Genomic DNA, 22,232 nt, shown 5'->3' on the forward strand with positions numbered 1-22,232 from the left:
GCCGGGCGGACTCCCGTCCCCGCCGTCGCCGTCTCCGCGGGGGCCCGGCCGTGAACGCCACCGTCCTCGCCGTCGCCCTCTGCCTGGCTTCCGCCGTCACCTACGCCGCCGCCGCCGTCGCCCAGGAGCGCCTCGCCCGCCGGGCCGTCGCCCGCACCGCCCGGGCCCTGCTCGGCAACAGCGCCTGGTGGTGGTCGGCCGGACTGAACGCCGCCGCCGCACTGCTGCACGCCGCCGCGCTGCGCTACGGCCCGCTGACCCTCGTCCAGCCGCTGGGCGCCCTCACCCTGGTCGCCGCGGTCCCGCTGGGCGCGCGCGGCGCCGGGCGGCGGGTCGCCGCCACCGAGTGGCGGGGCACCCTGGCCACCGTCGCCGGGCTCGGCCTGCTGCTGCTCCCCGCCTCAGGGCCGGCCCCCGACGACACCCTCTCCCTGGCCGAGGCGCTCGCCGTGTCCGGCGCCACCGTCGCCGCGATCGTCCTGCTCACCGCCCGCCGGGACCCCGGCCCGGGGCTGCGCCACGCCACCGCCTCCGGGCTGGCCTCCGCCGTCGCCTCCGCCCTGACCCAGACCGTGGCCGTGGCGGGCGGCCGGGGCGGCGCCCTGCTCAGCGGCCGGGTGGTCACCGTGGCCCTGCTCGTGGTGGTCTTCGCCGTCGGCGGGATGCTGCTCTCCCAGCGCGCCTACCGGGGCGGGCTCGGCGCCCCGCTCGCCGTGGTCAACCTGGCCAACCCGCTCGCCGCGGCCGCCATCGGCATGGTGCTGCTCGGCGAACGCCTCCAGCACGGCGCGCTCGGGATCCTGCTCGCCGCCACCGGAGCCCTCGCGGCCACGCGCGGAGTGCTGCTGCTCACCCGCACCGCCCCCGCGGCCCAGACCGCCGCCCCGCTCCCCGACAGCCGCCCGGTACAGGCCGCCGGCCACGCCACGGCCTAAGCTGGGCGGCGCGCGACGCACGACACGCGAGGAGTCCGGAACCACATGAGCGTCACCCCCGCCCCCACCGCGGACCTGTACGACGAACACGGCGAGGCCCTCGGCATCTGCGCCACCCCGTTCCGCCGGATCGGCGGCCGGCGGATGTACGCCGGGCCCGTGCGCACCGTGCGCTGCCACGAGGACAACGCCCTGCTGCGCGAGCTCCTGCACACCCCCGGGGAGGGCGCCGTCCTCGTCGTGGACGGCGGCGCCTCGCTGCGTACCGCGCTGGTCGGCGACCTCATCGCCGGCGCCGCCCAGCGCTCCGGCTGGGCCGGGCTCGTCGTCAACGGCGCGGTCCGCGACAGCGTCGCCCTCGGTCGCCTGGACCTCGGCGTCCAGGCGCTCGGCACGTGCCCCCGCAAGAGCGGGAAGACCGGCGAGGGCGCGGTCGACGAGCCCGTCACCATCGGCGGGGTCGTCTTCCGCCCGGGCGACACCGTGTACGTGGACGACGACGGAGTCGTGGTGCTGCCCGCCGGGCGCTGACACCGTCGGTTTCCCGCCACCCGGCGTCCACGGGCCCTGGCGGCGGCGGGCCGCGAGGCGTTTCACTGCGGGCCCATGAGACGACACAGGATCATGGGCCTGCTCGGCGCGCTCACCCTCGCCGCCGGGGCCCTGGCCGGACCCGCGGCCGCCGCTGCCGCTGCCGGACCGGCGAGCGCCGGACCCGTCCCGCCCGCGGAGTTCGGCACCGACTGGCACGACCCCCTCACCGCCGCCCCGCCCGTCGAACGCCCCGCCACCCGGTCCTGCCGGGTCACCCTGGCCGAGGCCCGGTTCAGCGACTTCACCCCCTACCGGGGCAGCTACACCCCGCCCACCGGCTGCGGCCGCTCCGACTGGGCCAAAGCCGTCCTGCGCCTCGACGGCAAGGTCAAGGGCCGCCAGTACGACCGCCTCGGCAACCTCACCCTCGGCGGCGTCGAGATCCTGCGCACCTCCACCCCCGAGCCCTCGCCCGACGGCATCGCCTGGTCCGTCGAGAAGGACGTCACCCGCTACCGCGACGTCCTCAGCCGCCCGCAGCCCGTCGAGATGCTCATCGGCAACGTCGTCAACGACACCTACACCGGCGTCATCGACGTCAAGGTGACCCTCACCCTCTACGCCGCCGACCGGCACCACCCCGCCCCCGACACCCCGGACCGCGTCCTGCCCCTGACCACCCCCGCCGTCACCACCCCCCCGCAACACCGAACGGCTCCTCGCCGAGGTGTACGCCACCGGCTCCGGCGGCGGCTGCGAGGAGTACTGGTACATGACCGTCCCGGACGCGGCGCCCTACTCGTGCAAGGCCGCCGACGGCCCCCACCGCGAGGTGCGGATCTCCGTCGACGGACGACTCGCCGGCCTTGCCGCGCCCTTCCCGACCGTGTGGACCGGCGGCTGGTCCAACCCCTTCCTCTGGTACGTCACCCCCGGCCCCCGCGCCTTCGACGTCCAGCCGATCGTCTACGACCTCACCCCCTACGCCGCCCTCTTCAACGACGGCCGCCCGCACCGCGTCGAGGTGTCCGTCGCGGGCGTGCCGGCCGGCCAGGCCGGCTGGAACACCCCGGCCAGCCTGCTGCTCTGGCAGGACCACGGCCGCCAGGTCGTCACCGGCGCCCTGACCCGCCACGAGGAGGGCGCCCCCACCGGCTCCTCCCGGTGGACCCCCGCCGCCCCCGGCGGCGAACACCGCCTCGACACCGACGGCGCCCACCGCCTGACCGCCACCGGACACCTCGACACCTCCCGCGGCCGGGTCACCACCACCGTCACCCGGGCCGTCTCCCACACCTCCGCCCACCGCTGGACCGACGGCGAGGCCCGGGACGCCCTCGACGCCTCCTGGACCGACGAGGAGAGCGTCACCCGCGGCGACACCACCACCCGCACGGCCCGCACGTACACGATGGACGGCGAGACCACCCTCGGCGCCGGCGACCGGCTGCGCACCGTCCTGTCCCTCGGCGACCGGGCCGACACCCTCACCCTGCGCGGCGGCCGCCCGGCCGGCCGCTCCCACCTCGACGACCGGTACACCGGCGACGCCTCGTACACCGCCAACGTCCCGCGCGAGCAGCGCCACGCCGTCGGCACCAGCACCGAGCGCTACCGGCTGTACGGGACGGACACCGGCGGCGGCTGTTACGACCGTACGGTGTCCACCGCGCAGGGCACCGTGACGGAGGACCGCCTCCGCTGCTGACGGTGGCGGGGCCTACGATGACCGCCCATGGAGATGAGTGAGGCCGGCAGACGGCTGATCGACGGCCGTTTCGAACTGATCGGCCCCCTGGGCGCCGGAGGCATGGGGACGGTGTGGCGCGCCCGCGACATCGCGCTGCACCGCGAGGTCGCCCTGAAGGAGGTGCGCCCGCCGGACCCCGCCACCGCCGCGGCCCTGCCGGAGCTCGCCGTCCAGCTGCGCGAGCGCGCCATCCGCGAGGCGCGGGCCCTGGCCCGCCTCGCCCACCCCAACGTGGTGACGATCCACCACATCGTCGAGCCCGCGCCGGGTACCGACGGCCACCCGTGGATCGTGATGGAGCTGCTCAAGGGCGGCTCGCTGCACGACCGGCTGGCCGCCGGGCCGATGCCGCTCCCGGAGGTGCTGCGGCTCGGGCTCGACGTCCTGTCGGCGCTGCGGGCCGCCCACGAGGAGGGCATCCTCCACCGGGACGTGAAACCGGCCAACGTCCTGCTGCGGCCCGACGGGTCGGCCGTGCTGACCGACTTCGGCATCGCCGCCCTGCACGGGGCGACCGCCCTCACCTCCACCGGGGTGCTGATCGGATCGCCCGAGTACATCGCGCCCGAGCGGTGCCGGGGCGAGGAGGGCCTGACGGCCTCCGACCTGTGGTCGCTCGGCATGCTGCTGTACGTGGCCGCCGAGGGGACGCACCCGCTGCGCCGGGCCACCAGCCTGGCCACCGTGGTCGCCGTGCTGGACGAGCCGATCCCGGCGCCGGTGCGCTCCGGCCCGCTGGGGCCCGTACTGGAACGGCTGCTCGTACGGGATCCCGCCGCGCGGCCCGACGGCGCGGAGCTGGAAGCGCTGCTCCGGGGCGCGAGCGCCGCTCTCGGTACGCCGGGTGCAGCGGGGGCCGCCGCCGCGCCGGCCGCGGGCGCCGGGCTGTACGGTCCGCCGCCCACGGTGTCCGACGCCCGGCCGTTCACCCCCGGGGGCGGGTCCCCGTACGCGGCCACCGCGCCCGTACCCCCGGCCTCCGCCCGGCCGCGCACCCGCACCGCGCTCATCGGCGCCCTCCTCGCGCTGGCCCTCACCGGCGGCGTGGTCGGCCTCGTCCAGGCGCTGCCCGACGGCAGGTCCTCCGGCTCCGACGCGAAGGGCGCCGCCCCGGCCACCCCCGCCGCCGCCACCCCCGCGGGGATCACCCCCTCCACCCCGAGGGCCGCCACGCCCAAGCCGCAGGGCAGCGCCGCCGCGGCCAAGGGCAGCCTGCTCGCCCCCGACAAGGTCCGCACCGTCGTCGAGGCGTTCAAGCAGAAGACCGGCACCACCGCGTTCGTGGAGATGACGGTCTACGAGGGGTACGTCCTGGCCTCCATCCCCACCGCCCCCGGCGCCGACACCTTCGACCGGTACGAGTACCGCGACGGCCAGGTGACGAACGACGGCCCCGGCGGCACCGTCAAGAAGGACGAGCCGCTCATCGACATGGCGACCGTGAAGTGGGACGCCCTCCCCGGCCTCCTCGAACGGGCCCAGCAGGAACTCGGCGTCGACAAGCCGACCTCCCGGTACGTCATCGTCGAGCCCTGGCTGTTCGACGCGACCGCCTCCATGCGGCCCTACCTCACCGACGAGTACGGGCGCGGCGGCTACGTGTACGCCGACACCCAGGGCAACGTGAAGAAGGTCTACCGCTCCTGACATCGTGTATCCGCACACCCGTACGCGCGTCCCGCGCGTACGGCGGACACGGTTCGAGGAGCACGCCCCACCATGCCCAGCTGGCGCACCACCCTCACCCGGGCCGGGATCACCGACCCCCGGCTGCGGGCCGACTTCACCCACGCCGCCCGCCGGGTCCTGCGCCGCGAACCGGCCCCCTACCTCACCCTGCGCCTGCTGGCCGAACCGCCCCTGGTGCCCTGGCTGGCGGCGGGCCTGGCCTTCATGAACCTGGTCGACGACGTGGCCGAGAGCGGCACCCCCGGCGCCCGGGCCGCCGGACTCGCCGAGCTGGCCCGGCGCACCGAGTCGGCCCTGGAGACCGGCGACAGCCCCGACCCGCTGCTGCGCGCCTACGCCCATGCCGTCCGCACCCGGGGCCTGCCCGGGCAGTGGGTCACCCGCTTCCTCGACGGGGCCGCCACCGCCGAGGCCGCCTTCGACGGGTTCGCCGACGAGGAGGACTTCCAGGCCTACCTCGACGCCTACGCCTGGCCCGGGGTCCTCGTCTTCACCGGCCTCCAGTACCGGGGCGGGCCCGACGCCGGGCAGGCCGCCGGCTGGCGCCGCTTCGTGGACGCCGCCCAGCGGGTCGACTTCCTCGCCGACCTGGCCGGCGACCTCGCCGACGGGCGGTTGTGCATCCCGCGCTCCCGCCTCGCCGAACACTCCGTCACCCGCGCCGATCTCGAACAGGCTCGGGACACCCCCGCCGTCCGCCGCCTCCTGGCCGCGGAGTGCGGGCGCGCCCGTGCCCGCCTGGCCGCCGTCGACGGCATCCTCGACCTCACCGAACCGGGACTGCGGCCGGTGGTCGGCGCCATGACGGAGCTGATGGGACACCAGCTGGCCGCCGTGGAGCGGGCCGGCGCGGGCGCCCTGCGCAAGGACACCGGGTACGGACTGGCGGCACCCGTCGCCACCCTGGCCCGCGCCCTGCGCCGGCGGGGGACCCGCCGGCCGGTGTGACGGTGGGCCGCCGCCGGGCCGTCAGTACGGGCCGTTGACGTTGTCGATCGAGCCGTAGCGGGCGGCGGCGTAGTTGCAGGCGGCCGTGATGTTCGCGACCGGGTCGTAGGAGTCCAGGGACGTGCCGGGCACGTGGTAGGCGCGGAAGGTCGGGTCGATGACCTGGAGCAGGCCCTTGGAGGGGATGCCGGCCGCGGCGTTGGAGTCCCAGTTGTTGATGGCGAGGGGGTTGCCCGAGGACTCGCGCATCACGTTGCGGTGGATTCCGTTGTAGCTGCCGGGAATTCCGTGCCTGGCCATGACGTCCAGCGACTGCCGGATCCAGCCGTCGAGATTGTTCGCGTAGGTGGTGGCCGGCTTGGCGGCGGGCTTCGCCGCTGCCGCTCTGGCCGCCGCGCCGATGCTCAGTCTGAGGCCGGGGCGGATCACGGAGGGGTTCGCGCCGATGGCGTTGCGGTTGGCCGCGTAGAGCGCCTGCCAGCCGCCGTTCACGGAATGCTCGGCCGCGATCTTCGTCAGGGTGTCGCCGTTGACCACGGAATAGGTCAGGGGGGCCGCCGCCTTTTCCGTGGAGGCCTTTTTCGCCGAGGCCTTCTCCGCGGCCGGCTTCTGCGGCGCGGCCTTCTCCACCGTCGCCTTGACGAGCGGCGCCGCAGCCGGCTGCGTGCCGGCCGCACCGGCCGTGGTGGCGCTGATCAGCGGCAGGGCGAGGGCCGCCCCGCCCGTGCCGGCGACGGCCAGCTTGCGGGCGATCCGGTTCTGCTTCGGCCGACGGTGCTTTCCCTGTCCGGGCATGGCGCTGTTCCTCACGTGGGGGTACGGGAGAGCCCCGGCGGCGGCCGGATTCGGCAGTCGGCCGCCGGGAATGAGGGTGACCGTAGGCGAGTGCGCGGGGCGGGAACAAGACGCGAATTCCACCCGGAGATCGACTTCCCGTCCGTTGTCCGGTAAATGACCATGACGTACGGATCACGAAAAGGCCGATTCCCTTTCCGGGGAAAGGGAATCGGCTGTTCCGGGTGAATTGATGTTGACCGCTCCCGCGTGACTCACATCACGGGCCCCAGAGGTTTGAGGCCGCCGAGACCAATACGGTCAATTCGCGGCGCGATGCTGCCTATTCGGGCGACCCGCCCGAGGCAGGCGAATCGCTCGCAACCGGACATTTGCGCTCCCCTGTGAACCCTCAGAGGGAGGCCAGCTCCACCAGGACGGCCTCCACGGCCAGCCGGGAGGCGGGCAGCAGCGGCAGGCGCACGTCCGGGGTGGGGATCCGGCCCTGCGCGTACAGGACGCCCTTGACCACCGCCGGATTCGGCTCCCCGAAAGCCGCCGCCGAAACCCGCGCCAACGCATGCCCCAACACCCGGGCCCGCCCGGCGTCGCCGGCCCGCCAGGCCGCCTCCAGCTCCACGAACCGCTGCGTCGCCAGATGGGCCGAGGCCAGGACCGCGCCCTTCGCGCCGAGCGCCAGCATCGGCGACGCGTACACGTCGTCCCCGGCCAGGACCGAGAACCCGTCCGGCAGCCGGCCCAGCAGCGCCACCGTCTCCGCGTCGATCCCGCCCGCCGCGTACTTCACCCCGGCCACCCGCGGGAGCGAGCCCAGCGCGCGCAACGCGGCCGCGTCCAGCGGCTGCCCCGTCCGGTAGGGGATGTGATACACGATCAGCGGCAGCGGGCTCACCTCCGCCAGCCGCGTGAAGTGCGCCAGCACGCCCGCCGCCGACGGCCGGACGAAGGACGGCACGGTCACCAGCGCCGCCCGGGCCTGCGGCCACCGTGCCAGCCGTGCCAGTGCCGCCTCGCTCGCCCGGGTCCCGCTCGCCCCCGCCCCCACCGTGAGCGGCACGCCCCGCTCCCCGCAGACCCGGGCGCAGACCTCGGTGACGAGGTCGCACTCCTCCTCGTCGAGGGTGGCCGTCTCGCCCGTGGTGCCGAGGGCCACGATCCCGGCGGCACCGGCGTCGAGCACCTCGTGGGCGAGGGCCTCCAGCGCCCCGGCGGCGATCTCCCCGCCGGCCGTGAAGGGGGTCACGAGCGGGACGTGGATCCCGCCGAAGTCACCGGGGGCTCCATGGACGGATTGCCCGCCCTGTGTCGTTTCCTGTCGCATGCAGAAGAGCTTCGTCCGGAGCGAGCGCCGAATCCAGTTCGCGTTCCTTACCCCATTCGTAAGCTGAGCCGATGCTCGACGTCCGCCGCCTGCGCCTCCTGCGCGAGCTCGCCCGCCGCGGCACCATCGCCGCCGTGGCCGAAGCCTTCGCCTTCAGCCCGTCCGCCGTCTCCCAGCAGCTCGCCGTCCTCGAACGCGAGGCGGGCCTGCCCCTGCTGGAACGCACCGGCCGCCGAGTCCGCCTCACCCCGGCCGCCCAGAACCTCGTCCGGCACGCCGAAGCAGTCCTGGAACGGCTCGAACAGGCCGACGCCGACCTCGCGGAGGCCCGCAGCGGCCTCGCCGGGGTCCTGCGCATCGGCTCCTTCCCCACCGCCACCCGGGCCATGGTCCCGGCCGCCCTCCTCCACCTGGCCCGGCGCCACCCGGGGCTGGAGCCCATGGTCCGCGAGACCGACCCGGCGGCGGTCGCGCACGCGCTGCGCGCCGGGGACCTGGACGTGGCCCTGGTCCACGAGTACGACTTCGTCCCCGCGCCGCCCGAGCCGGGCCTCGCCACCCGGCCGCTGTGCGGGGAGGCGATGTACCTGGCCGCCCCCGCCGGCCCGCCCCCGGCCGTCGGCCCCGACCAGGGCGCCGTTCTGCGGACCCAGCAGGACGGGCCCTGGATCACCGCCACCCCCGGCACCCTCTGCCACGCCATGACCGTGCGGGCGTGCCAGGCGGCCGGGTTCACCCCGCGGATCCGGCACCAGGTGGACGAGTTCGACACCGTCCTCGCGCTGGTCGCGGCCGGGCAGGGAGTGGCGGTCGTCCCGCAGCTGGGCGTACCGGGGCCTCCGCCCCCCGACATCGCCCTCACCCGCCTGCACATGGAACGCCGCACCAAGGTCGCGTTCCGCAGCGGTGCCGGTGCGCATCCCGCCGTCGTGGCCTTCGTCGCGGCGCTGCGCGCCGCCGTGCCGCCGGTCTGGCCGGAACCGGCGGCGGGGGGTGACGCGACGGTCCGCACAACTCCCTTGGCGGGCCGCGCCCGTGTACGTTCGATGATCCAGACCGATCCGAACAGAACGGGGTACGACGTGACACATCGCGTACGAGGGGTCATCGCGCGGAGCAAGGGCGCACCGGTGGAGACGACCACGATCCTCGTGCCCGACCCGGGGCCCGGAGAAGCCCTCGTCAAGGTCCAGGCCTGCGGGGTCTGCCACACCGACCTGCACTACCGCGAGGGCGGCATCAACGACGAGTTCCCCTTCCTCCTCGGCCACGAGGCTGCCGGAATCGTCGAGTCCGTCGGCCCCGGCGTCACCTCCGTCGCCCCCGGTGACTTCGTGGTCCTCAACTGGCGCGCGGTCTGCGGCACCTGCCGGGCCTGCAAGCGCGGGCGGCCCTGGTACTGCTTCGCCACGCACAACGCCACCCAGCCCATGACGCTGGAGGACGGCACCCCGCTCTCCCCGGCCCTCGGCATCGGGGCCTTCGCCGAGAAGACCCTGGTCGCCGCCGGACAGTGCACCAAGGTCGACCCGGCCGCCTCCCCGGCCGCCGCCGGACTGCTCGGCTGCGGCGTGATGGCCGGCCTCGGCGCCGCCCTGAACACCGGCAACGTCGGGCGCGGCGACTCGGTGGCCGTCATCGGCTGCGGGGGAGTGGGCAACGCGGCGGTCGCCGGGGCCCGGCTGGCGGGGGCGTCGCGGATCATCGCCGTGGACCTGGACGACCGGAAGCTGGAGTGGGCGCGCGGGCTGGGCGCCACCCACACCGTCAACGGGCGTACCGAGGACGTGGTCAAGGCCGTCCAGGAGCTGACCGGCGGGAACGGCGCGGACGTGGTCATCGAGGCCGTCGGCCGCCCGGAGACCTACCGACAGGCCTTCTACGCCCGCGACCTGGCCGGCACCGTGGTGCTGGTCGGCGTCCCGACGCCCGAGATGAAGCTGGAGCTCCCGCTCCTGGACGTCTTCGGGCGCGGTGGCGCGCTCAAGTCGTCCTGGTACGGGGACTGCCTGCCCGAGCGGGACTTCCCGCTCCTGATCGACCTCTACCTCCAGGGCCGGCTCGACCTCGACGCCTTCGTCTCGGAGACGATCCCCCTCGACGGGGTCGAGGACGCCTTCGCCCGCATGGAACGCGGCGAAGTGCTCCGCTCGGTCGTCGAGTTCTGAGCCCCGGCCCGGGCCGGTCCCACCGGCCGGCCCGGGCCGTCGGCGGCACCGCATAGACTCGGCCGGGACGCCAGCCCCGGCCCCCCGCCCCGCCGCGACCCGGCGACGGCGCGGGGAAGGGGATCCGCACCCAGACCCCAGGGGCCGTCCGTGACCCTCCAGCGCAGCTACCGCCAGCCCGGTGTCGTCCTGACCGACCACCACTTCACCGTGCCGCTCGACCACGACCGCCCCGGCGGGGAGCGCATCGAGCTGTACGCCCGCGAGGTGGTGGCGCACGACAAGGACCCCGAGGGGCTGCCCTGGCTGCTGTACCTGGAGGGCGGCCCCGGCTTCGGGGCGCGGCGGTTCACCGGACGCCAGGCCTGGCTGGAGCGGGCCCTCGCCGACTACCGGGTGCTGCTCCTCGACCAGCGCGGGACCGGCCGCTCCACCCCCGTCAGCCGCCAGACCCTGCCCGCGCGCGGCACCCCCGCCGAGCAGGCCGCGTACCTCACCCGGTTCCGCGCAGACTCCATCGTCCGCGACGCCGAGGCCATCCGCCCCGCCCTGACCGGCGGCGCCCCCTGGACCGTGCTCGGCCAGAGCTTCGGCGGGTTCTGCACCACCCACTACCTCTCCACCGCGCCCGAGGGTCTGGCCGCCGCCCTGATCACCGGCGGACTGCCCTCCCTCGACGCCGACGCGACCGAGGTGTACGAGGCCGCGTACCCCCGCATCGAGCGCAAGAACCTGGCCCACTACGCCCGCTACCCCATGGACGTCGAGCGTGCCCGCCGCATCGCGGCCCACCTCGCCGAGCAGCCGGCCGTGCTCCCGGGCGGCTACCGGCTCACCGTCGAGGCCTTCCAGTCCCTCGGCCTGCTCCTCGGCGCCGGCGACGGCAGCCACCAGCTGCACTACCTCCTCGAGGACGCCTTCGTCCCCACCCCGGCGGGCCCCGCCCTGTCCGACGCCTTCCTCGAACGGGTCCACGCCCAGCTGTCCTTCGCCGGGCACCCGCTGTACGCGCTGCTCCACGAGGCGATCTACGCCCAGGACCCGGCGGCCCCGACCGCCTGGGCCGCCGAACGGGTCCGCGCCGGCCACCCGCGCTTCGACGCCGCCAAGGCCCTCGCGGGCGACGACCCGCTCCTGTTCACCGGCGAGACCATCCACCCGTGGCACTTCACCGCCGACCCCTGCCTCGCCCCGCTGCGCGAGACCGCCGAACTGCTCGCCTCCCGCACCGGCTGGCAGCCGCTGTACGACCCGGCCCGGCTCGCCGCCAACGAGGTGCCGGTGGCGGCCGCCGTCTACCACGACGACATGTACGTGGACACCGCCCACTCCCTGGCCACGGCCCGCGCGATCCGCGGCCTGCGCACCTGGGTGACGGACGAGTTCGAGCACGACGGCGTCCGCGCGGGCGGCCCCCGCGTCCTGGACCGCCTCCTGGCCCTGGTGCACGACGGCGCCTGAGGTCCCCTTCCGCGGTCGCGCGGGTGACGGGGCGCGGCCCGGCAGAGGTGCCGGCCCCCCGCCCTCCTCCGGTCGCCTAAGGTCGGCGTATGACCGAACACGCTGCGCAGCAGCCGACCTTGCAGCCCATGCCCACCGACTGGCAGCGCGCCCTCGCGGTGGTGGCCCACCCCGACGACCTGGAGTACGGCTGCGCCGCCGCCATCGCGGCGTGGACGGACGGCGGCCGCGAGGTCGCCTACGTGCTCGCCACCCGCGGCGAGGCGGGCATCGACGGCGTCGCCCCGGACGAGTGCGGCCCGCTGCGCGAGGCCGAGCAGCGCGCGAGCGCGGCGGTCGTCGGGGTCTCGTCGGTGGAGTTCCTGGACCACCGGGACGGGGTCGTCGAGTACGGCCCCGGCCTGCGCCGGGACATCGCGGCGGCCATTCGGCGCCACCGCCCCGAACTGGTGATCACCCTCAACCACCGGGACACGTGGGGCGGGGGCGACGGCGGGGGCTACTGGAACACCCCCGACCACAAGGCCGTCGGCCGGGCCGTGCTGGACGCCGCCGGTGACGCGGGCAACCGGTGGATCTTCCCCGAACTCATCGCCGAGCAGGGCCTGGAGCCGTGGAACGGGGTGCGCTGGGTCGCGGTGGCGGGTACGTCCACGCCCACCCACGCGGTCGAGGCCGGCCCCGGCCTGGAGCGTGCCGTCCGGTCCCTGCTGGAGCACAAGGCCTACATCACCGCCCTGACGGACCAGGACCCCGAGGAGTACGTACGCGACTTCCTCACCGGCAACGTCCAGCAGGTGGCGGCCCGCTTCGGAGGCCGCCCGGCGGTGGCGTTCGAGGTCTTCCCCCGCTGACCGGACCCCCTTAGGCTGACGAACCGTCAGCTCGCTTCGGGGGTGCGGTACACGGTGATCGACACAGTCTCCACGGAGATCGGCGAGGGCGCGGAGCGCATCCGGCTGGACGTCGAGGACGGCATCGCGCTCCTCACCCTCTGCCGCCCGGACAAGCTCAACGGCTGGAGCTGGGAGTCCACCCGGCAGCTGGGCCTGCTGGCCGACCGGATCCGCTTCGACCCCGGCGTGCGCGCCGTCCTGCTGCGGGCGCAGGGCCGGGCCTTCTGCGCGGGCATCGACGTGACGGCCCCCGGCGGCGCCATCACCGGTGACTCCGCGGCCGAGCGGACCCGGAACTACTACGAGGGCATCCGCTGGGTCCACGAGCGCTTCGCGGTCCTCGCCCGCCTGCCGCAGCCGGTGGTCGCCGCCGTCCAGGGGTACTGCCTCGGCTTCGGCTTCGAGCTGGCCCTGATGGCCGACGTCCGGATCGCCGCCGAGGACGCCGTCTTCGCCCTCCCCGAGGCCCGGCTCGGGGTGGCGGTGGACGCCGGCGGCGACCTGCGCATCGCCCGCGAGGCAGGCGCGGGCTGGGCCAAGTACCTCGCCCTGACCGGCCGCAGGATCGACGCGGGGGTCGCCGAGCGCCTCAACCTCGTCCAGCTCGTCGTCCCCCGGGCGGAGCTGGACGCCGCCTCCCGGGCCCTGACGGCGGAGATCGCGGCGAACGCCCCGCTCGCCGTCCAGGGCATCAAACGGGCGGTCGACTCCTACGCCGACGCCGCCCTGCCCGCCGCCCTCGACCGGGTCGCCATGACCGCGGCCCTCACCCTCACCTCCGAGGACGCCGGGGAGGGCTACGGCGCCCAGGCCGCCCGCCGGCCCCCGCGGTTCAGGGGAGCGTGAGCACCGGCCGCACGGAGAAGTCGTCCCACACGTCCTCCCCCTCCGGGCCGTACACGAACTCCGCCGTGCCCGGGTTGCGCTGCGCCGTGGCCAGCGGCAGCCATCCCATCAGCCGGCCGTAGCCGCCGCAGGCCGCCGAGCCGGCGTCCCCGCCGTGCACCGCCTCGCGGTCGCCGCTGAGCTCGGCGGTGTAGCTGTCGTAGGCGATGTGCAGCCCGAAGGCGTTCGGCTCGTGGCGGATCCCGCCCCCGCCGTACGGCTCCTCGTCCAGCGGGCACGTGTCGCCCCACCGGAACAGGGTGCGGGCCCCCGCACCGCAGGCGTGCTCCCACTCGTCGGCGCTCGGCAGCCGCATCCCCTGCCCGGCCAGCCCGGCCGGGACGTCGTCCGGCGGTCCCGTCAGCGCCTCGTCCTCCACCGCCATCAGCACGGTGGCCAGTTCCACCGTCCGCACCGGGCTCAGCTCCCCGGCGAGATGGGAGGTGAGGTCCGGGGCGAAACCGAAGCCCTCGGCCAGGCTCTCCGCGTAGTCGGCCTCCTGCTCGGGCGTCGGCCGCCACACCTGCGGGTCGAAGCCGAGCCGCACGCGCCCGCCGGGCACGAGGGCGAAGTCACGGCCCTCCCGCTCGATCAGCACCCGGTGCAGCGGCGCGCCGAGGTGACGGACCGTCTCGATCCGGCGCACCCGCCCGCCCACACCCGAGGCGGCCTCCCCGGCGAGACGGCGGGCGGCGTCGAGGTCCAGCGAGCGCCAGCGCTCGAAGGTCAGTCCGGCAAGATCCATACCCGTCATCCTGCCACCCCCCACCGACACCCCCGCCCCGGGCCCGCGGCCGGTCAGTCCGGGGTGAACGGTCCGCGGCCCAGTTGGTCGCGGACCGGGACCACCTCCGGCTGGACCAGGGACCGGCGCTGCCAGTTCGCCCCGTCCACCACCAGGGTGTGGCCGCTGACGAACCGGGCGTACGGCGAGGCCAGGAAGGTCGCGGCCCAGCCCAGTTCGCGCGGGGCGCCCACCCGCAGGGCGGGCTGCCGGGCGTCCTTGGCGTCGGGGGCGGCGCGCTCCAGCCCGCCGCGGATGTCCTCGGTCATGTCGGCGTGCGGGAACAGCCCGGGTACGAGCCCGTTGACGCGGATGCCGTACGGGCCCCACTCCACGGCGAGGGTCTCCACCAGGTTCTTCACCCCGGCCTTGGCGGCGGCGCTGTGGGCGAAGCCCGGGCCGCCGGTCCAGGCGTACGAGGCGCCGACGCTGACGATCGCCCCCGGGGTGCCCGCCGCGAGGTGGCGCCGGCCGAACTCGCGGGTCATGAACCAGGTGCCGGTCAGCGTGGTGTCCACCACCGCCCGCCAGGCGTTGGGGGACAGGTCCTCGGCGGGACTGGGGAAGTTGGCCGCCGCGTTGTTGACCAGCACGTCCGGCGGCCCCAGCGAGGCCTCGGCCGCGTCGAAGACCTCCGCGACCCGCCCGGGGTCCCGGATGTCGCAGACGGCGGCCGCCACCCGGCCCGCACCGGGCACGGCCGCCAGCTCCTCGCGCGCCGCCTCCAGCCGCCCGGCGCGGCGCCCCGCGATCAGCAGGTCCGCGCCGAGCCGCGCGAACTCGGCGGCGATGGCCTTGCCCAGCCCGGTCCCGCCGCCGGTCACGAGCACCACCTGCCCCCCGTACGTGCCGGGGGGCAGGGCTGCCGCGCCGAGCGGCGGGGGTGCGGGCAGTCCGCGCCTGATGTCGTCCGTCATGGGGGCATCGATAGCGCGCCGGCGCTCAGATCGCCATGCTCGCGACGGCGGCGGCTACTGCGGCAGATACGCCTGCTTCGTCGCGCAGGTCCAGATCACCGGCTTCAGGGTGCCGCCCGCGTTCACGGCCGCGCCGCCGACCCGGCCGTCGTCGGACACCGACGAGGCGGCGCTGGCCCGGTTCGCGGCGAGCCGGGGCAGCGCGAGGAGCGGGCCCGTACCCGTCCACAGCTGCGCCTGGTCGGGGAGGGTCTGCTGGTCCGGGTGGAACATGGCGGTGCCGACGGAGACGTTGGACGTCGGGCTGATCGCCTCGAGGGTGCCGTAGGGGTGGGTGTTCAGCACGCCCGGGACGCCGACGGGCCCGGGGTGGGGCGGCGTCCAGGTCAGGGGCGTGTACTGGTACCCCATGCCGTTCCAGTCGTAGCCGACGATCCGGCCGCTCTCGTCGAGGTCCTGGACGTAGGCGTCGTTCGCGGTGCGGGCGAGGGCCTTGGCCGGTCCGCCGTCGGCGGGCCAGAGCACCGGGTAGGTCCCCTCCAGGTGCTGGCCCGTCTCCGGGACCTCGTAGTCCTCGCGGGCCATGCCGAGGACGTCGCCCTTGTTGTTGATGCCGGTGACCAGCTCGATCCTGGTGCCGGGGGCGGCGTCCGCCGGCGGCGCCAGGTCGCGCACCTTCCGGCCGTCCTTCCACACGGTGCCCAGGCCCGGCCGGGTGCGCGAGACGACGTATCCGGCGTCGTTGACGTCGGCGTCGTCGGACAGCCAGTCGCTCCCGGGCAGCCGGGTGATCGCGGCGTCCCCCGCCCGGTAGGTGAAGAGGTAGCCGTCGCCGCCGCGGACGGCGCCGACCATCAGGCCGCCCCTGTTCACGCCGAGGACCGCGCCCGAGAGGGTGGCGTCGGGCATCGGGACCTTGTGGAGCCGGGTGCCGGTCCAGTAGACGGGCTTGCCGGCGGAGAGGCCGGCGGACAGGTTGCCCGGGCCGAGGGCGAGGACCCCCTCGGTCTGCTCGTTGCCCACGCTGTAGCCGCCCGACCCGAGGGAGCCGAGGACCTGGATGCGGGGCGTGCAGGCCGGAGCGGCGGCGGCCGGTCCGGCGGCGGTGACGAGCCCGGCCAGGACGAGGGCGGCGGCGGCCGGGCCGGCGCTCCGCATGCGGGTGCTGTTCATCGTTCGGTTCCCCCCGTGGTGTGTACGCGTGGCGCGGGCCCGGGGCGGTCGGCTCCGGGCGCGCTGGATCCCCTGGTGCGTCATATGCCCTGTGCAAGCGGCCTGTTGATGGTATCTCCGGGCACTCCTGGAGCACGCCCCGTCCGCCCGTCCGGTTCAGGGGAGAGGCGGCCGGCCCCCGGGCGGTTCGGGGCCCGCGTGGCGGGGAGGGTCCTGCCAAGGCTTCCCAAGGAGGCAAGCGACCGCTTAGTATGCCGCGGAGCGTGGTCCCTCGACGGCGGCTGGAGGCCCCGGATGCAGGCATGGCGAGTACACACGACCGGTGAACCCCGCGAGGCCATGCGCCTCGAAGAGGTCCCCGAACCGGTGCCCGGCGAGGGCGAGGTGAGACTGCGCGTGCTCGCGGCCAACGTCAACTTCCCCGACGCGCTCCTGGTCCGGGGCCAGTACCAGATCCGCCCGCCCCTGCCCTTCACCCCCGGCGTGGAGATCTGCGGCCTGACCGAGGACGGCCGGCGCGTCATCGCCACCCCCAGCCTGCCCCACGGCGGGTTCGCTGAGTACGTGACCGCCCCCGCGCGCGCCCTGCTCCCCGCCCCGGACACCCTCGACGACGCCGAGGCGGCCGCCCTGCACATCGGCTACCAGACCGGCTGGTTCGGCCTCCACCGCAGGGCCCGCCTCCAGAGCGGCGAGACCCTGCTCGTGCACGCCGCCGCCGGCGGGGTCGGCAGCGCGGCCGTCCAGCTCGGCAAGGCGGCCGGAGCCACCGTCATCGGCGTCGTCGGCGGCAAGGCCAAGGCCCGCACCGCCGAGGAACTCGGCTGCGACCTCGTCATCGACCGCACCGGCGAGGACGTCGCCGCCCGCGTCAAGGAGTTCACCGGCGGACACGGCGCCGACGTCGTCTACGACCCGGTCGGCGGCGACGCCTACACCGCCTCCGCCAAGTGCGTGGCCTTCGAGGGCCGCATCGTCGTCGTCGGCTTCGCCGGCGGCACCGTCCCCGCCCCCGCCCTCAACCACGCCCTGGTGAAGAACTACTCCGTGCTCGGCCTGCACTGGGGGCTGTACGCAGCCAAGGACCCCGCCGCCGTCCTCGCCTGCCACACCGAACTCACCCGCCTGGCCGCCCAGGGCGCGATCAAGCCCCTGGTCAGCGAACGCGTCCCGCTCGAGGCGGCCGCCGACGCCGTCCAGCGCCTCGCCGACGGCACCACCACCGGCCGGCTGGTCGTCGTACCGTCCCCGGACGGAGCCGCCCGATGACGCCCGACGCCGAGGAGCTCCTCGCCCGCACCCGGGCCCTGCTGGCCGCCCACCCGCCCGCCGCCACCGCACCCGCCGACTTCCTGCGCGCCCGCTTCGACGCCGGACTCGCCTGGGTCCACTACCCCGAAGGACTCGGCGGCCTCGGCGCGCCCCGCTCCCTCCAGGCCGTCGTGGACGCCGAGCTGGAGGCCGCCGGAGCCCCCGACAACGACCCCCGGCGGATCGGCATCGGCCTCGGCATGGCGGCCCCCACGATCCTCGCGTACGGCACCGAGGAGCAGAAGCGCCGCTTCCTGCGCCCCCTGTGGCTGGGGGAGGAGGTCTGGTGCCAGCTCTTCAGCGAGCCCGGCGCCGGCTCCGACCTCGCCGCCCTCGCCACCCGCGCCGTCCTCGACGAGGCGGCGGGCGAGTGGGTCGTCGACGGCCAGAAGGTGTGGACCTCCAGCGCCCACACCGCGCGCTGGGCCATCCTGATCGCCCGCACCGACCCCGCCCTGCCCAAACACCAGGGCATCACGTACTTCCTGTGCGACATGCACGCCCCCGGCGTCGAGGTCCGGCCGCTGCGCCAGATCACCGGAGAGGCCGAGTTCAACGAGGTCTTCCTCACCGGCGTCCGCATCCCCGACACCCACCGCCTCGGCGCCGTCGGCCAGGGCTGGGCCGTCGCCCGCACCACCCTCATGAACGAACGCGTCTCGATCGGCGGCATGCGGATCCCGCGCGAGGGAGGCATGATCGCCCCCGTCGCCGCCGCCTGGCGCGAACGGCCCGCGCTGCGCACCCACGCCCTGCACCAGCAGCTGCTCGGCCTGTGGGTGGAGGCCGAGGTGGCCCGCCTCACCGGCGAACGGCTGCGCCAGCAGCTCGCCGCCGGCCAGCCCGGGCCCGAGGGCAGCGGGATGAAGCTCACCTTCGCCCGCCTCAACCAGGAGATCAGCGGCCTGGAGGTGGAACTCCTCGGCGAGGAGGGCCTCCTGTACGAGGACTGGACCATGCGCCGCCCCGAGATCGTCGACTTCACCGGCCGCGACGCCGGATACCGGTACCTGCGCGCCAAGGGCAACAGCATCGAGGGCGGCACCAGCGAGGTCCTCCTCAACATCGTCGCCGAACGCGTCCTCGGACTGCCCGCCGAACCGCGCGACGACAAGGACACCGCCTGGAAGGACCTCTCCCGATGACGGCACAGTCAGCACGGGCGCCCCAGCCCGGCCCGCCGGCCCCCGGCGCCCCCTACGACCTGCTCTACTCCGAGACCGAAGAGGAACTGCGCGCGGCCGTACGGGCACTGCTCGCCGACCGCTGCACCCCCGCGAGCGTCCTCGCCCGCGCCGAGACCGGCCGTCCGCACGACCCCGCGCTCTGGCAGACCCTGGCCGCCGCCATCGGGGCCGCCGGGCTGCTCGTCCCCGAGAAGCTCGGCGGAGCGGGCGCGAGCCACCGCGAGGCCGCCGTCGTCCTGGAGGAGCTGGGGCGGGCCGTGGCGCCCGTGCCGTACCTGACGAGCTCCGTCCTCGCGGCGGAGATCCTGCTCGCGGTCGCCTGCGACAACGCCGAGGCCGCGGAGCTGGTGGGCGAACTCGCGGCCGGGCGGCGGATCTGCGTCCCCGCCCTGCCCCTGACCCTCGCGCCGGGCGCGCCCCTGCCGCCGCCGGTCCACGACACCGGCGGCGGGGTGCTCAGCGGCACCGTCACCTCCGTCGCGGACGCGGTGGCCGCCGACGTCCTGCTGGTCCTGGCCGACACCGGGCTGTACGCCGTCCCGGCCGAGCGCGCCGCCCTGACGGCCCCGGTCCCGCTGGACCTGACCCGGCCGCTCGCCACCGTCACCCTCGACGGCGCCGCCGGGACCCGCCTCGCGGACCCCGCCACCGCGCGGGCGGCCATCGCCGGAGCCCTGCTGTCCGGCGCCGGACTGCTGGCCTCGGAGCAGCTCGGGCTCGCCGAATGGTGCCTGACCGAGACCGTCGCGTACGTGCGCGGGCGCCACCAGTTCAACCGCCCCGTCGGCTCCTTCCAGGCCCTCAAGCACCGCCTCGCGCGGCTGTGGCTGGACGTCGCCTCCGCCCGGGCGGCGGCCCGCGCCGCCGCCGACGCCCTGGCCACCGGCGCCCCGGACGCCCCGCTCACCGTCGCCGTCGCCCAGGCGTACTGCTCGGGCGTCGCGGTCCGCGCGGCCGAGGAGTGCGTGCAGCTCCACGGCGGCATCGGCATGACCTGGGAACACCCCGCCCACCTCTACCTCAAGCGCGCCAAGGCCGACTCCCTCGCCCTGGGCACCGCGGGGCACCACCGCGGCCTGGTCGCGGACTTCGCCGAACTCCCGGCCCCCTGACCCGCGGACGGGGCGCCGCACCCGCGGCGCGGCGCCCCCGTCCCGCCCCCGTCCCGCCTCCGGGGCGCCGCCCGCCGGTCCCTATGCTCGCCGCATGACGGCATCCATCACCCGGCTCACCGCCGCCGCCCTCCCCGCGCACCGCGACGAACTCGCCGCCCTCCTCGTCGACGTCGTCGCCGGCGGGTCCTCCCTCGGCTTCCTCGCCGGCCTCGGCCACGAGGACGCCGCCGCCTGGTGGGACTCCCTGCTGCCCGCCGTCGAGGAGGGCTCCCTCGCCCTCTGGGCCTCCCGCGGCCCCGACGGCCGGCTCGACGGCACCGTCAGCTGGTACCGGGAGTCCAAGCCCAACGGCCGCCACCGCGCCGAGCTGCGCAAGCTCATGGTCCATCCGGCCGCCCGCGGCCGCGGAACCGGCCGCGCCCTGCTGGCCGAGGCCGAACGGGGGGCCGCCCTCGCCGGAGTCCTGCTGCTCTTCCTCGACACCGAGACCGGCAGCGGGGCCGAGCGGGTCTACCGCTCCGCCGGCTGGACCGAGGCGGGCACCATCCCCGACTACGCCGCGGACCCGGCCGGCCGGCTGCATCCGACCACCCTCTTCTACAAGCACCCCGGGCGCCCCGCCTGACTGTGACTCCCCAGGCCGCTCCTCGTTGGACCACCGAGCGCGGACCGCCGAGCGAGGGAGACCGCATGTTCGCAGCACCAGCCGCACCACTCACCCGCCGCGCCGTCCTGCGCACGGCCTTCAGCGCGGCCGTGCTCGGCGGCGTGGCCGCCGCGCTGGCGCCCGTACTGCGCGCCCGAGGGCCCCGCCAGACGCTCACGCCGGCCCCGCTCGCCGAGGAGACGTACCGCGGCCGCCACATCAGCGTCGACCCCGTCGCGGCGGTGGTGCACATCGACGGGCGGCCCCTCCACGTCATGCGCCGCGCCGACGGGAGCTACCTCAGCGCGGTCAACCACTTCCAGTCGTACGAGACCCCGCTGGAGCTGGCCCGGGCCGCCGTCGACGAACTCGGCACCACCCGGCTGGCCTCCGCGCCCCCGCACCACGGCTGACGAACAGGAACGCGAGGAGCCCCGCGGTGTACACCCGGCAGAACCAGAAGAACCTGACCAGCGCCCAGAAGAAGCGGTTCACCGCCGCACTGCTGGAACTCAAGCGCAACGGCACCTACGACGAGTTCGTCCGCACCCACGGCACGTACTTCGTGCCCGACCGGGAACGGAAGCTGCGCGTCGGTCACATGTCCCCGTCGTTCTTCCCCTGGCACCGGCGCTACCTGCTGGAGTTCGAGAAGCGGCTCCAGGCCCTCGACCCGCGCGTCTCCATCCCGTACTGGGACTGGACCACCGACAACAGCCCCGCCTCCTCCCTCTGGGCCGAGGACTTCCTCGGCGGCACCGGACGCGAGGGCGACCGCCAGGTGATGACCGGCCCCTTCGCCTACGAGCGCGGCAACTGGACGATCACCGTCGGGGTCAGCGAGGCCCGCTTCCTCACCCGCAACCTCGGCCGCCCGGCGAACCCCATCGCCCTGCCGACCGCCGCGGAACTCCAGTGGGCCATCGACGACCCCGTCTACGACTCCGCGCCGTGGGACTCGACCGCCAGGGGCGGGAGCTTCCGCAACAGGCTGGAGGGCTGGGCCGCGCCCAAGAGCGAGCGCTGGCGCAACCACAACAAGGTCCACCAGTGGATCGGCGGCCACATGACGGGCGGCACCGCCCCCAACGACCCGGCGTTCTGGCTGCACCACGCCTTCGTCGACCTGCTCTGGGACCGCTGGCAGCAGCGGCACCCGGACTCCGGCTACCTGCCGGCCGCCCCGCTGGAGCTGGGCGACCTCCAGCGCGGCCGGGTGATCTCCCTCGACGAGCCGATGCCCCCGTGGGGCGTCACGCCGCGCGAGATGTCCGGGCACCGGGGCGTCTACCGCTACGAGTGAACCCGGCCGGGGCAGCGGAAAGGGCCCCCGCCTGGTGGCGGGGGCCCTCGGTTCAGCCCGTCAGGCCGACGATCACTCGCCGTAGCCCTCGGTGTGGTGCTCGCCGCCCTCGCCGGAGGCGTTGACGCAGGTGTTGCCGAAGGCCGGGTTGAGCAGGGCGATCACGTTCACGGTGTTGCCGCAGACGTTGACCGGGACGTGCACCGGGACCTGGACCAGGTTGCCCGACAGGACACCGGGGGAGCCGACCGCCGCACCGTGCGCTCCGGCATCGGCGACAGCCAGACCCGCACCGGCGGCCACGGCGGTGCCCGCCACAGCGGTGATGGCGAATGCCTTCGCGATACGCGACATCAAGATCTCCTCATGGAATGTGGGGCGCCGCATCATCTGCGGCATGTGACATGGCGTACA

At 75.4% G+C, this 22,232-nt stretch carries 20 protein-coding genes and 2 pseudogenes; 16 read left to right on the plus strand and 6 right to left on the minus strand.

Annotated elements, in window-relative coordinates; genetic code table 11:
• Nucleotides 1-50 precede the first annotated feature (50 nt).
• From AB0D45_RS26280 to AB0D45_RS26300, 5 genes and pseudogenes are all read left to right on the plus strand, one after another.
• Nucleotides 51-935, plus strand: a complete 885-nt coding sequence (locus AB0D45_RS26280) for a hypothetical protein (protein ID WP_362463401.1) — start codon at nt 51-53, stop codon at nt 933-935.
• A gap of 45 nt (nt 936-980) precedes the next feature.
• Entirely contained in the window at nt 981-1,466 is a 486-nt protein-coding gene (gene rraA, locus AB0D45_RS26285) for a ribonuclease E activity regulator RraA (RefSeq protein ID WP_362463309.1), read from the plus strand.
• Between the two features lie 75 nt (nt 1,467-1,541).
• Nucleotides 1,542-3,177, plus strand: a pseudogene (locus AB0D45_RS26290) (peptide-N4-asparagine amidase).
• Between the two features lie 27 nt (nt 3,178-3,204).
• Complete coding sequence (locus tag AB0D45_RS26295) at nt 3,205-4,866, plus strand: serine/threonine-protein kinase (protein ID WP_362463312.1); 1,662 nt, start codon at nt 3,205-3,207, stop codon at nt 4,864-4,866.
• Between the two features lie 72 nt (nt 4,867-4,938).
• Nucleotides 4,939-5,856: a squalene/phytoene synthase family protein gene (locus tag AB0D45_RS26300; RefSeq protein WP_362463316.1), complete on the plus strand. Its 918-nt coding sequence runs from the start codon at nt 4,939-4,941 to the stop codon at nt 5,854-5,856.
• A gap of 21 nt (nt 5,857-5,877) precedes the next feature.
• Here the strand turns inward: AB0D45_RS26300 and AB0D45_RS26305 are convergent, their stop codons facing one another.
• Both AB0D45_RS26305 and AB0D45_RS26310 read right to left on the minus strand, forming a co-directional pair.
• On the minus strand, nt 5,878-6,651 hold the full coding sequence (locus AB0D45_RS26305; RefSeq protein ID WP_362463319.1) for a transglycosylase SLT domain-containing protein: 774 nt from the start codon (nt 6,649-6,651) through the stop codon (nt 5,878-5,880).
• Nucleotides 6,652-7,042: 391 nt separating this feature from the next.
• Nucleotides 7,043-7,972 (minus strand): dihydrodipicolinate synthase family protein, encoded by a 930-nt coding sequence (locus AB0D45_RS26310; protein WP_362463322.1) that lies wholly within the window; start codon nt 7,970-7,972, stop codon nt 7,043-7,045.
• Nucleotides 7,973-8,043: 71 nt separating this feature from the next.
• Between AB0D45_RS26310 and AB0D45_RS26315 the strand changes: the two are divergent.
• From AB0D45_RS26315 to AB0D45_RS26335, 5 genes and pseudogenes are all read left to right on the plus strand, one after another.
• Nucleotides 8,044-8,919, plus strand: a pseudogene (locus tag AB0D45_RS26315) (LysR substrate-binding domain-containing protein); the annotation flags it as partial.
• Nucleotides 8,920-9,054: 135 nt separating this feature from the next.
• On the plus strand, nt 9,055-10,140 hold the full coding sequence (locus tag AB0D45_RS26320; protein ID WP_362463404.1) for an S-(hydroxymethyl)mycothiol dehydrogenase: 1,086 nt from the start codon (nt 9,055-9,057) through the stop codon (nt 10,138-10,140).
• A 150-nt stretch (nt 10,141-10,290) separates the two neighbouring features.
• Nucleotides 10,291-11,601 carry an alpha/beta fold hydrolase gene (locus tag AB0D45_RS26325; RefSeq protein WP_362463324.1) on the plus strand — a complete coding sequence of 437 codons (1,311 nt, stop codon included), beginning with the start codon at nt 10,291-10,293 and terminating at the stop codon, nt 11,599-11,601.
• Between the two features lie 89 nt (nt 11,602-11,690).
• Entirely contained in the window at nt 11,691-12,455 is a 765-nt protein-coding gene (locus tag AB0D45_RS26330; RefSeq protein ID WP_362463326.1) for a PIG-L family deacetylase, read from the plus strand.
• Between the two features lie 54 nt (nt 12,456-12,509).
• A complete protein-coding gene (locus AB0D45_RS26335) occupies nt 12,510-13,343 on the plus strand; it encodes an enoyl-CoA hydratase/isomerase family protein (protein WP_362463329.1) in 834 nt (277 codons plus the stop codon).
• Here AB0D45_RS26335 and AB0D45_RS26340 read toward each other — a convergent pair.
• Genes AB0D45_RS26340 through AB0D45_RS26350 form a run of 3 tightly spaced genes read right to left on the minus strand, consistent with a single transcriptional unit; the run spans nt 13,330 to nt 16,256 of the window.
• The gene (locus AB0D45_RS26340; protein ID WP_362463332.1) at nt 13,330-14,127 is read right to left on the minus strand and encodes a hypothetical protein; all 798 of its coding nucleotides are present in this window, start codon (nt 14,125-14,127) and stop codon (nt 13,330-13,332) included. The genes AB0D45_RS26335 and AB0D45_RS26340 overlap by 14 nt on opposite strands.
• Nucleotides 14,128-14,180: 53 nt before the next feature.
• A complete protein-coding gene (locus AB0D45_RS26345; protein ID WP_362463335.1) occupies nt 14,181-15,083 on the minus strand; it encodes an SDR family oxidoreductase in 903 nt (300 codons plus the stop codon).
• A gap of 54 nt (nt 15,084-15,137) precedes the next feature.
• Nucleotides 15,138-16,256, minus strand: a complete 1,119-nt coding sequence (locus AB0D45_RS26350; RefSeq protein ID WP_362463338.1) for a hypothetical protein — start codon at nt 16,254-16,256, stop codon at nt 15,138-15,140.
• Nucleotides 16,257-16,550: 294 nt separating this feature from the next.
• Between AB0D45_RS26350 and AB0D45_RS26355 the strand changes: the two genes are divergently transcribed.
• The 6 genes from AB0D45_RS26355 to AB0D45_RS26380 all read left to right on the plus strand — a co-directional run bounded on the left by AB0D45_RS26355 (nt 16,551) and on the right by AB0D45_RS26380 (nt 21,818).
• Nucleotides 16,551-17,525, plus strand: a complete 975-nt coding sequence (locus AB0D45_RS26355; protein WP_362463341.1) for an NADPH:quinone oxidoreductase family protein — start codon at nt 16,551-16,553, stop codon at nt 17,523-17,525.
• The gene (locus AB0D45_RS26360; RefSeq protein WP_362463344.1) at nt 17,522-18,712 is read left to right on the plus strand and encodes an acyl-CoA dehydrogenase family protein; all 1,191 of its coding nucleotides are present in this window, start codon (nt 17,522-17,524) and stop codon (nt 18,710-18,712) included. Before AB0D45_RS26355 ends, AB0D45_RS26360 begins: the two co-directional genes overlap by 4 nt.
• Nucleotides 18,709-19,866: an acyl-CoA dehydrogenase family protein gene (locus tag AB0D45_RS26365; protein ID WP_362463347.1), complete on the plus strand. Its 1,158-nt coding sequence runs from the start codon at nt 18,709-18,711 to the stop codon at nt 19,864-19,866. Before AB0D45_RS26360 ends, AB0D45_RS26365 begins: the two co-directional genes overlap by 4 nt.
• A 94-nt stretch (nt 19,867-19,960) precedes the next feature.
• Nucleotides 19,961-20,494: a GNAT family N-acetyltransferase gene (locus AB0D45_RS26370; protein WP_362463350.1), complete on the plus strand. Its 534-nt coding sequence runs from the start codon at nt 19,961-19,963 to the stop codon at nt 20,492-20,494.
• 65 nt (nt 20,495-20,559) lie between these two features.
• Nucleotides 20,560-20,928, plus strand: coding sequence for a tyrosinase family oxidase copper chaperone (locus AB0D45_RS26375; RefSeq protein ID WP_362463353.1), 369 nt, complete (start codon nt 20,560-20,562; stop codon nt 20,926-20,928).
• Nucleotides 20,929-20,954: 26 nt separating this feature from the next.
• Nucleotides 20,955-21,818, plus strand: a complete 864-nt coding sequence (locus AB0D45_RS26380; RefSeq protein WP_362463356.1) for a tyrosinase family protein — start codon at nt 20,955-20,957, stop codon at nt 21,816-21,818.
• A 72-nt stretch (nt 21,819-21,890) separates the two neighbouring features.
• On the opposite strand, the gene AB0D45_RS26385 is transcribed toward AB0D45_RS26380, so the two are convergent.
• Nucleotides 21,891-22,172 carry a chaplin gene (locus AB0D45_RS26385; protein ID WP_361609989.1) on the minus strand — a complete coding sequence of 94 codons (282 nt, stop codon included), beginning with the start codon at nt 22,170-22,172 and terminating at the stop codon, nt 21,891-21,893.
• Nucleotides 22,173-22,232: the final 60 nt, after the last annotated feature.

This window comes from Streptomyces sp. NPDC048352 (genome assembly GCF_040651895.1).
In the GTDB taxonomy this organism is placed as follows: domain Bacteria; phylum Actinomycetota; class Actinomycetes; order Streptomycetales; family Streptomycetaceae; genus Streptomyces.

Coding starts and splice junctions, on each gene's coding strand:
- rraA (WP_362463309.1), top strand. CDS start 981: ATGAGCGTCACCCCCGCCCCCACCGCGGACCTGTACGACGAACACGGC.
- AB0D45_RS26295 (WP_362463312.1), top strand. CDS start 3,205: ATGGAGATGAGTGAGGCCGGCAGACGGCTGATCGACGGCCGTTTCGAA.
- AB0D45_RS26300 (WP_362463316.1), top strand. CDS start 4,939: ATGCCCAGCTGGCGCACCACCCTCACCCGGGCCGGGATCACCGACCCC.
- AB0D45_RS26305 (WP_362463319.1), bottom strand. CDS start 6,651: ATGCCCGGACAGGGAAAGCACCGTCGGCCGAAGCAGAACCGGATCGCC.
- AB0D45_RS26310 (WP_362463322.1), bottom strand. CDS start 7,972: ATGCGACAGGAAACGACACAGGGCGGGCAATCCGTCCATGGAGCCCCC.
- AB0D45_RS26330 (WP_362463326.1), top strand. CDS start 11,691: ATGACCGAACACGCTGCGCAGCAGCCGACCTTGCAGCCCATGCCCACC.
- AB0D45_RS26340 (WP_362463332.1), bottom strand. CDS start 14,127: ATGGATCTTGCCGGACTGACCTTCGAGCGCTGGCGCTCGCTGGACCTC.
- AB0D45_RS26345 (WP_362463335.1), bottom strand. CDS start 15,083: ATGACGGACGACATCAGGCGCGGACTGCCCGCACCCCCGCCGCTCGGC.
- AB0D45_RS26350 (WP_362463338.1), bottom strand. CDS start 16,256: ATGAACAGCACCCGCATGCGGAGCGCCGGCCCGGCCGCCGCCGCCCTC.
- AB0D45_RS26355 (WP_362463341.1), top strand. CDS start 16,551: ATGCAGGCATGGCGAGTACACACGACCGGTGAACCCCGCGAGGCCATG.
- AB0D45_RS26360 (WP_362463344.1), top strand. CDS start 17,522: ATGACGCCCGACGCCGAGGAGCTCCTCGCCCGCACCCGGGCCCTGCTG.
- AB0D45_RS26365 (WP_362463347.1), top strand. CDS start 18,709: ATGACGGCACAGTCAGCACGGGCGCCCCAGCCCGGCCCGCCGGCCCCC.
- AB0D45_RS26370 (WP_362463350.1), top strand. CDS start 19,961: ATGACGGCATCCATCACCCGGCTCACCGCCGCCGCCCTCCCCGCGCAC.
- AB0D45_RS26375 (WP_362463353.1), top strand. CDS start 20,560: ATGTTCGCAGCACCAGCCGCACCACTCACCCGCCGCGCCGTCCTGCGC.
- AB0D45_RS26385 (WP_361609989.1), bottom strand. CDS start 22,172: ATGTCGCGTATCGCGAAGGCATTCGCCATCACCGCTGTGGCGGGCACC.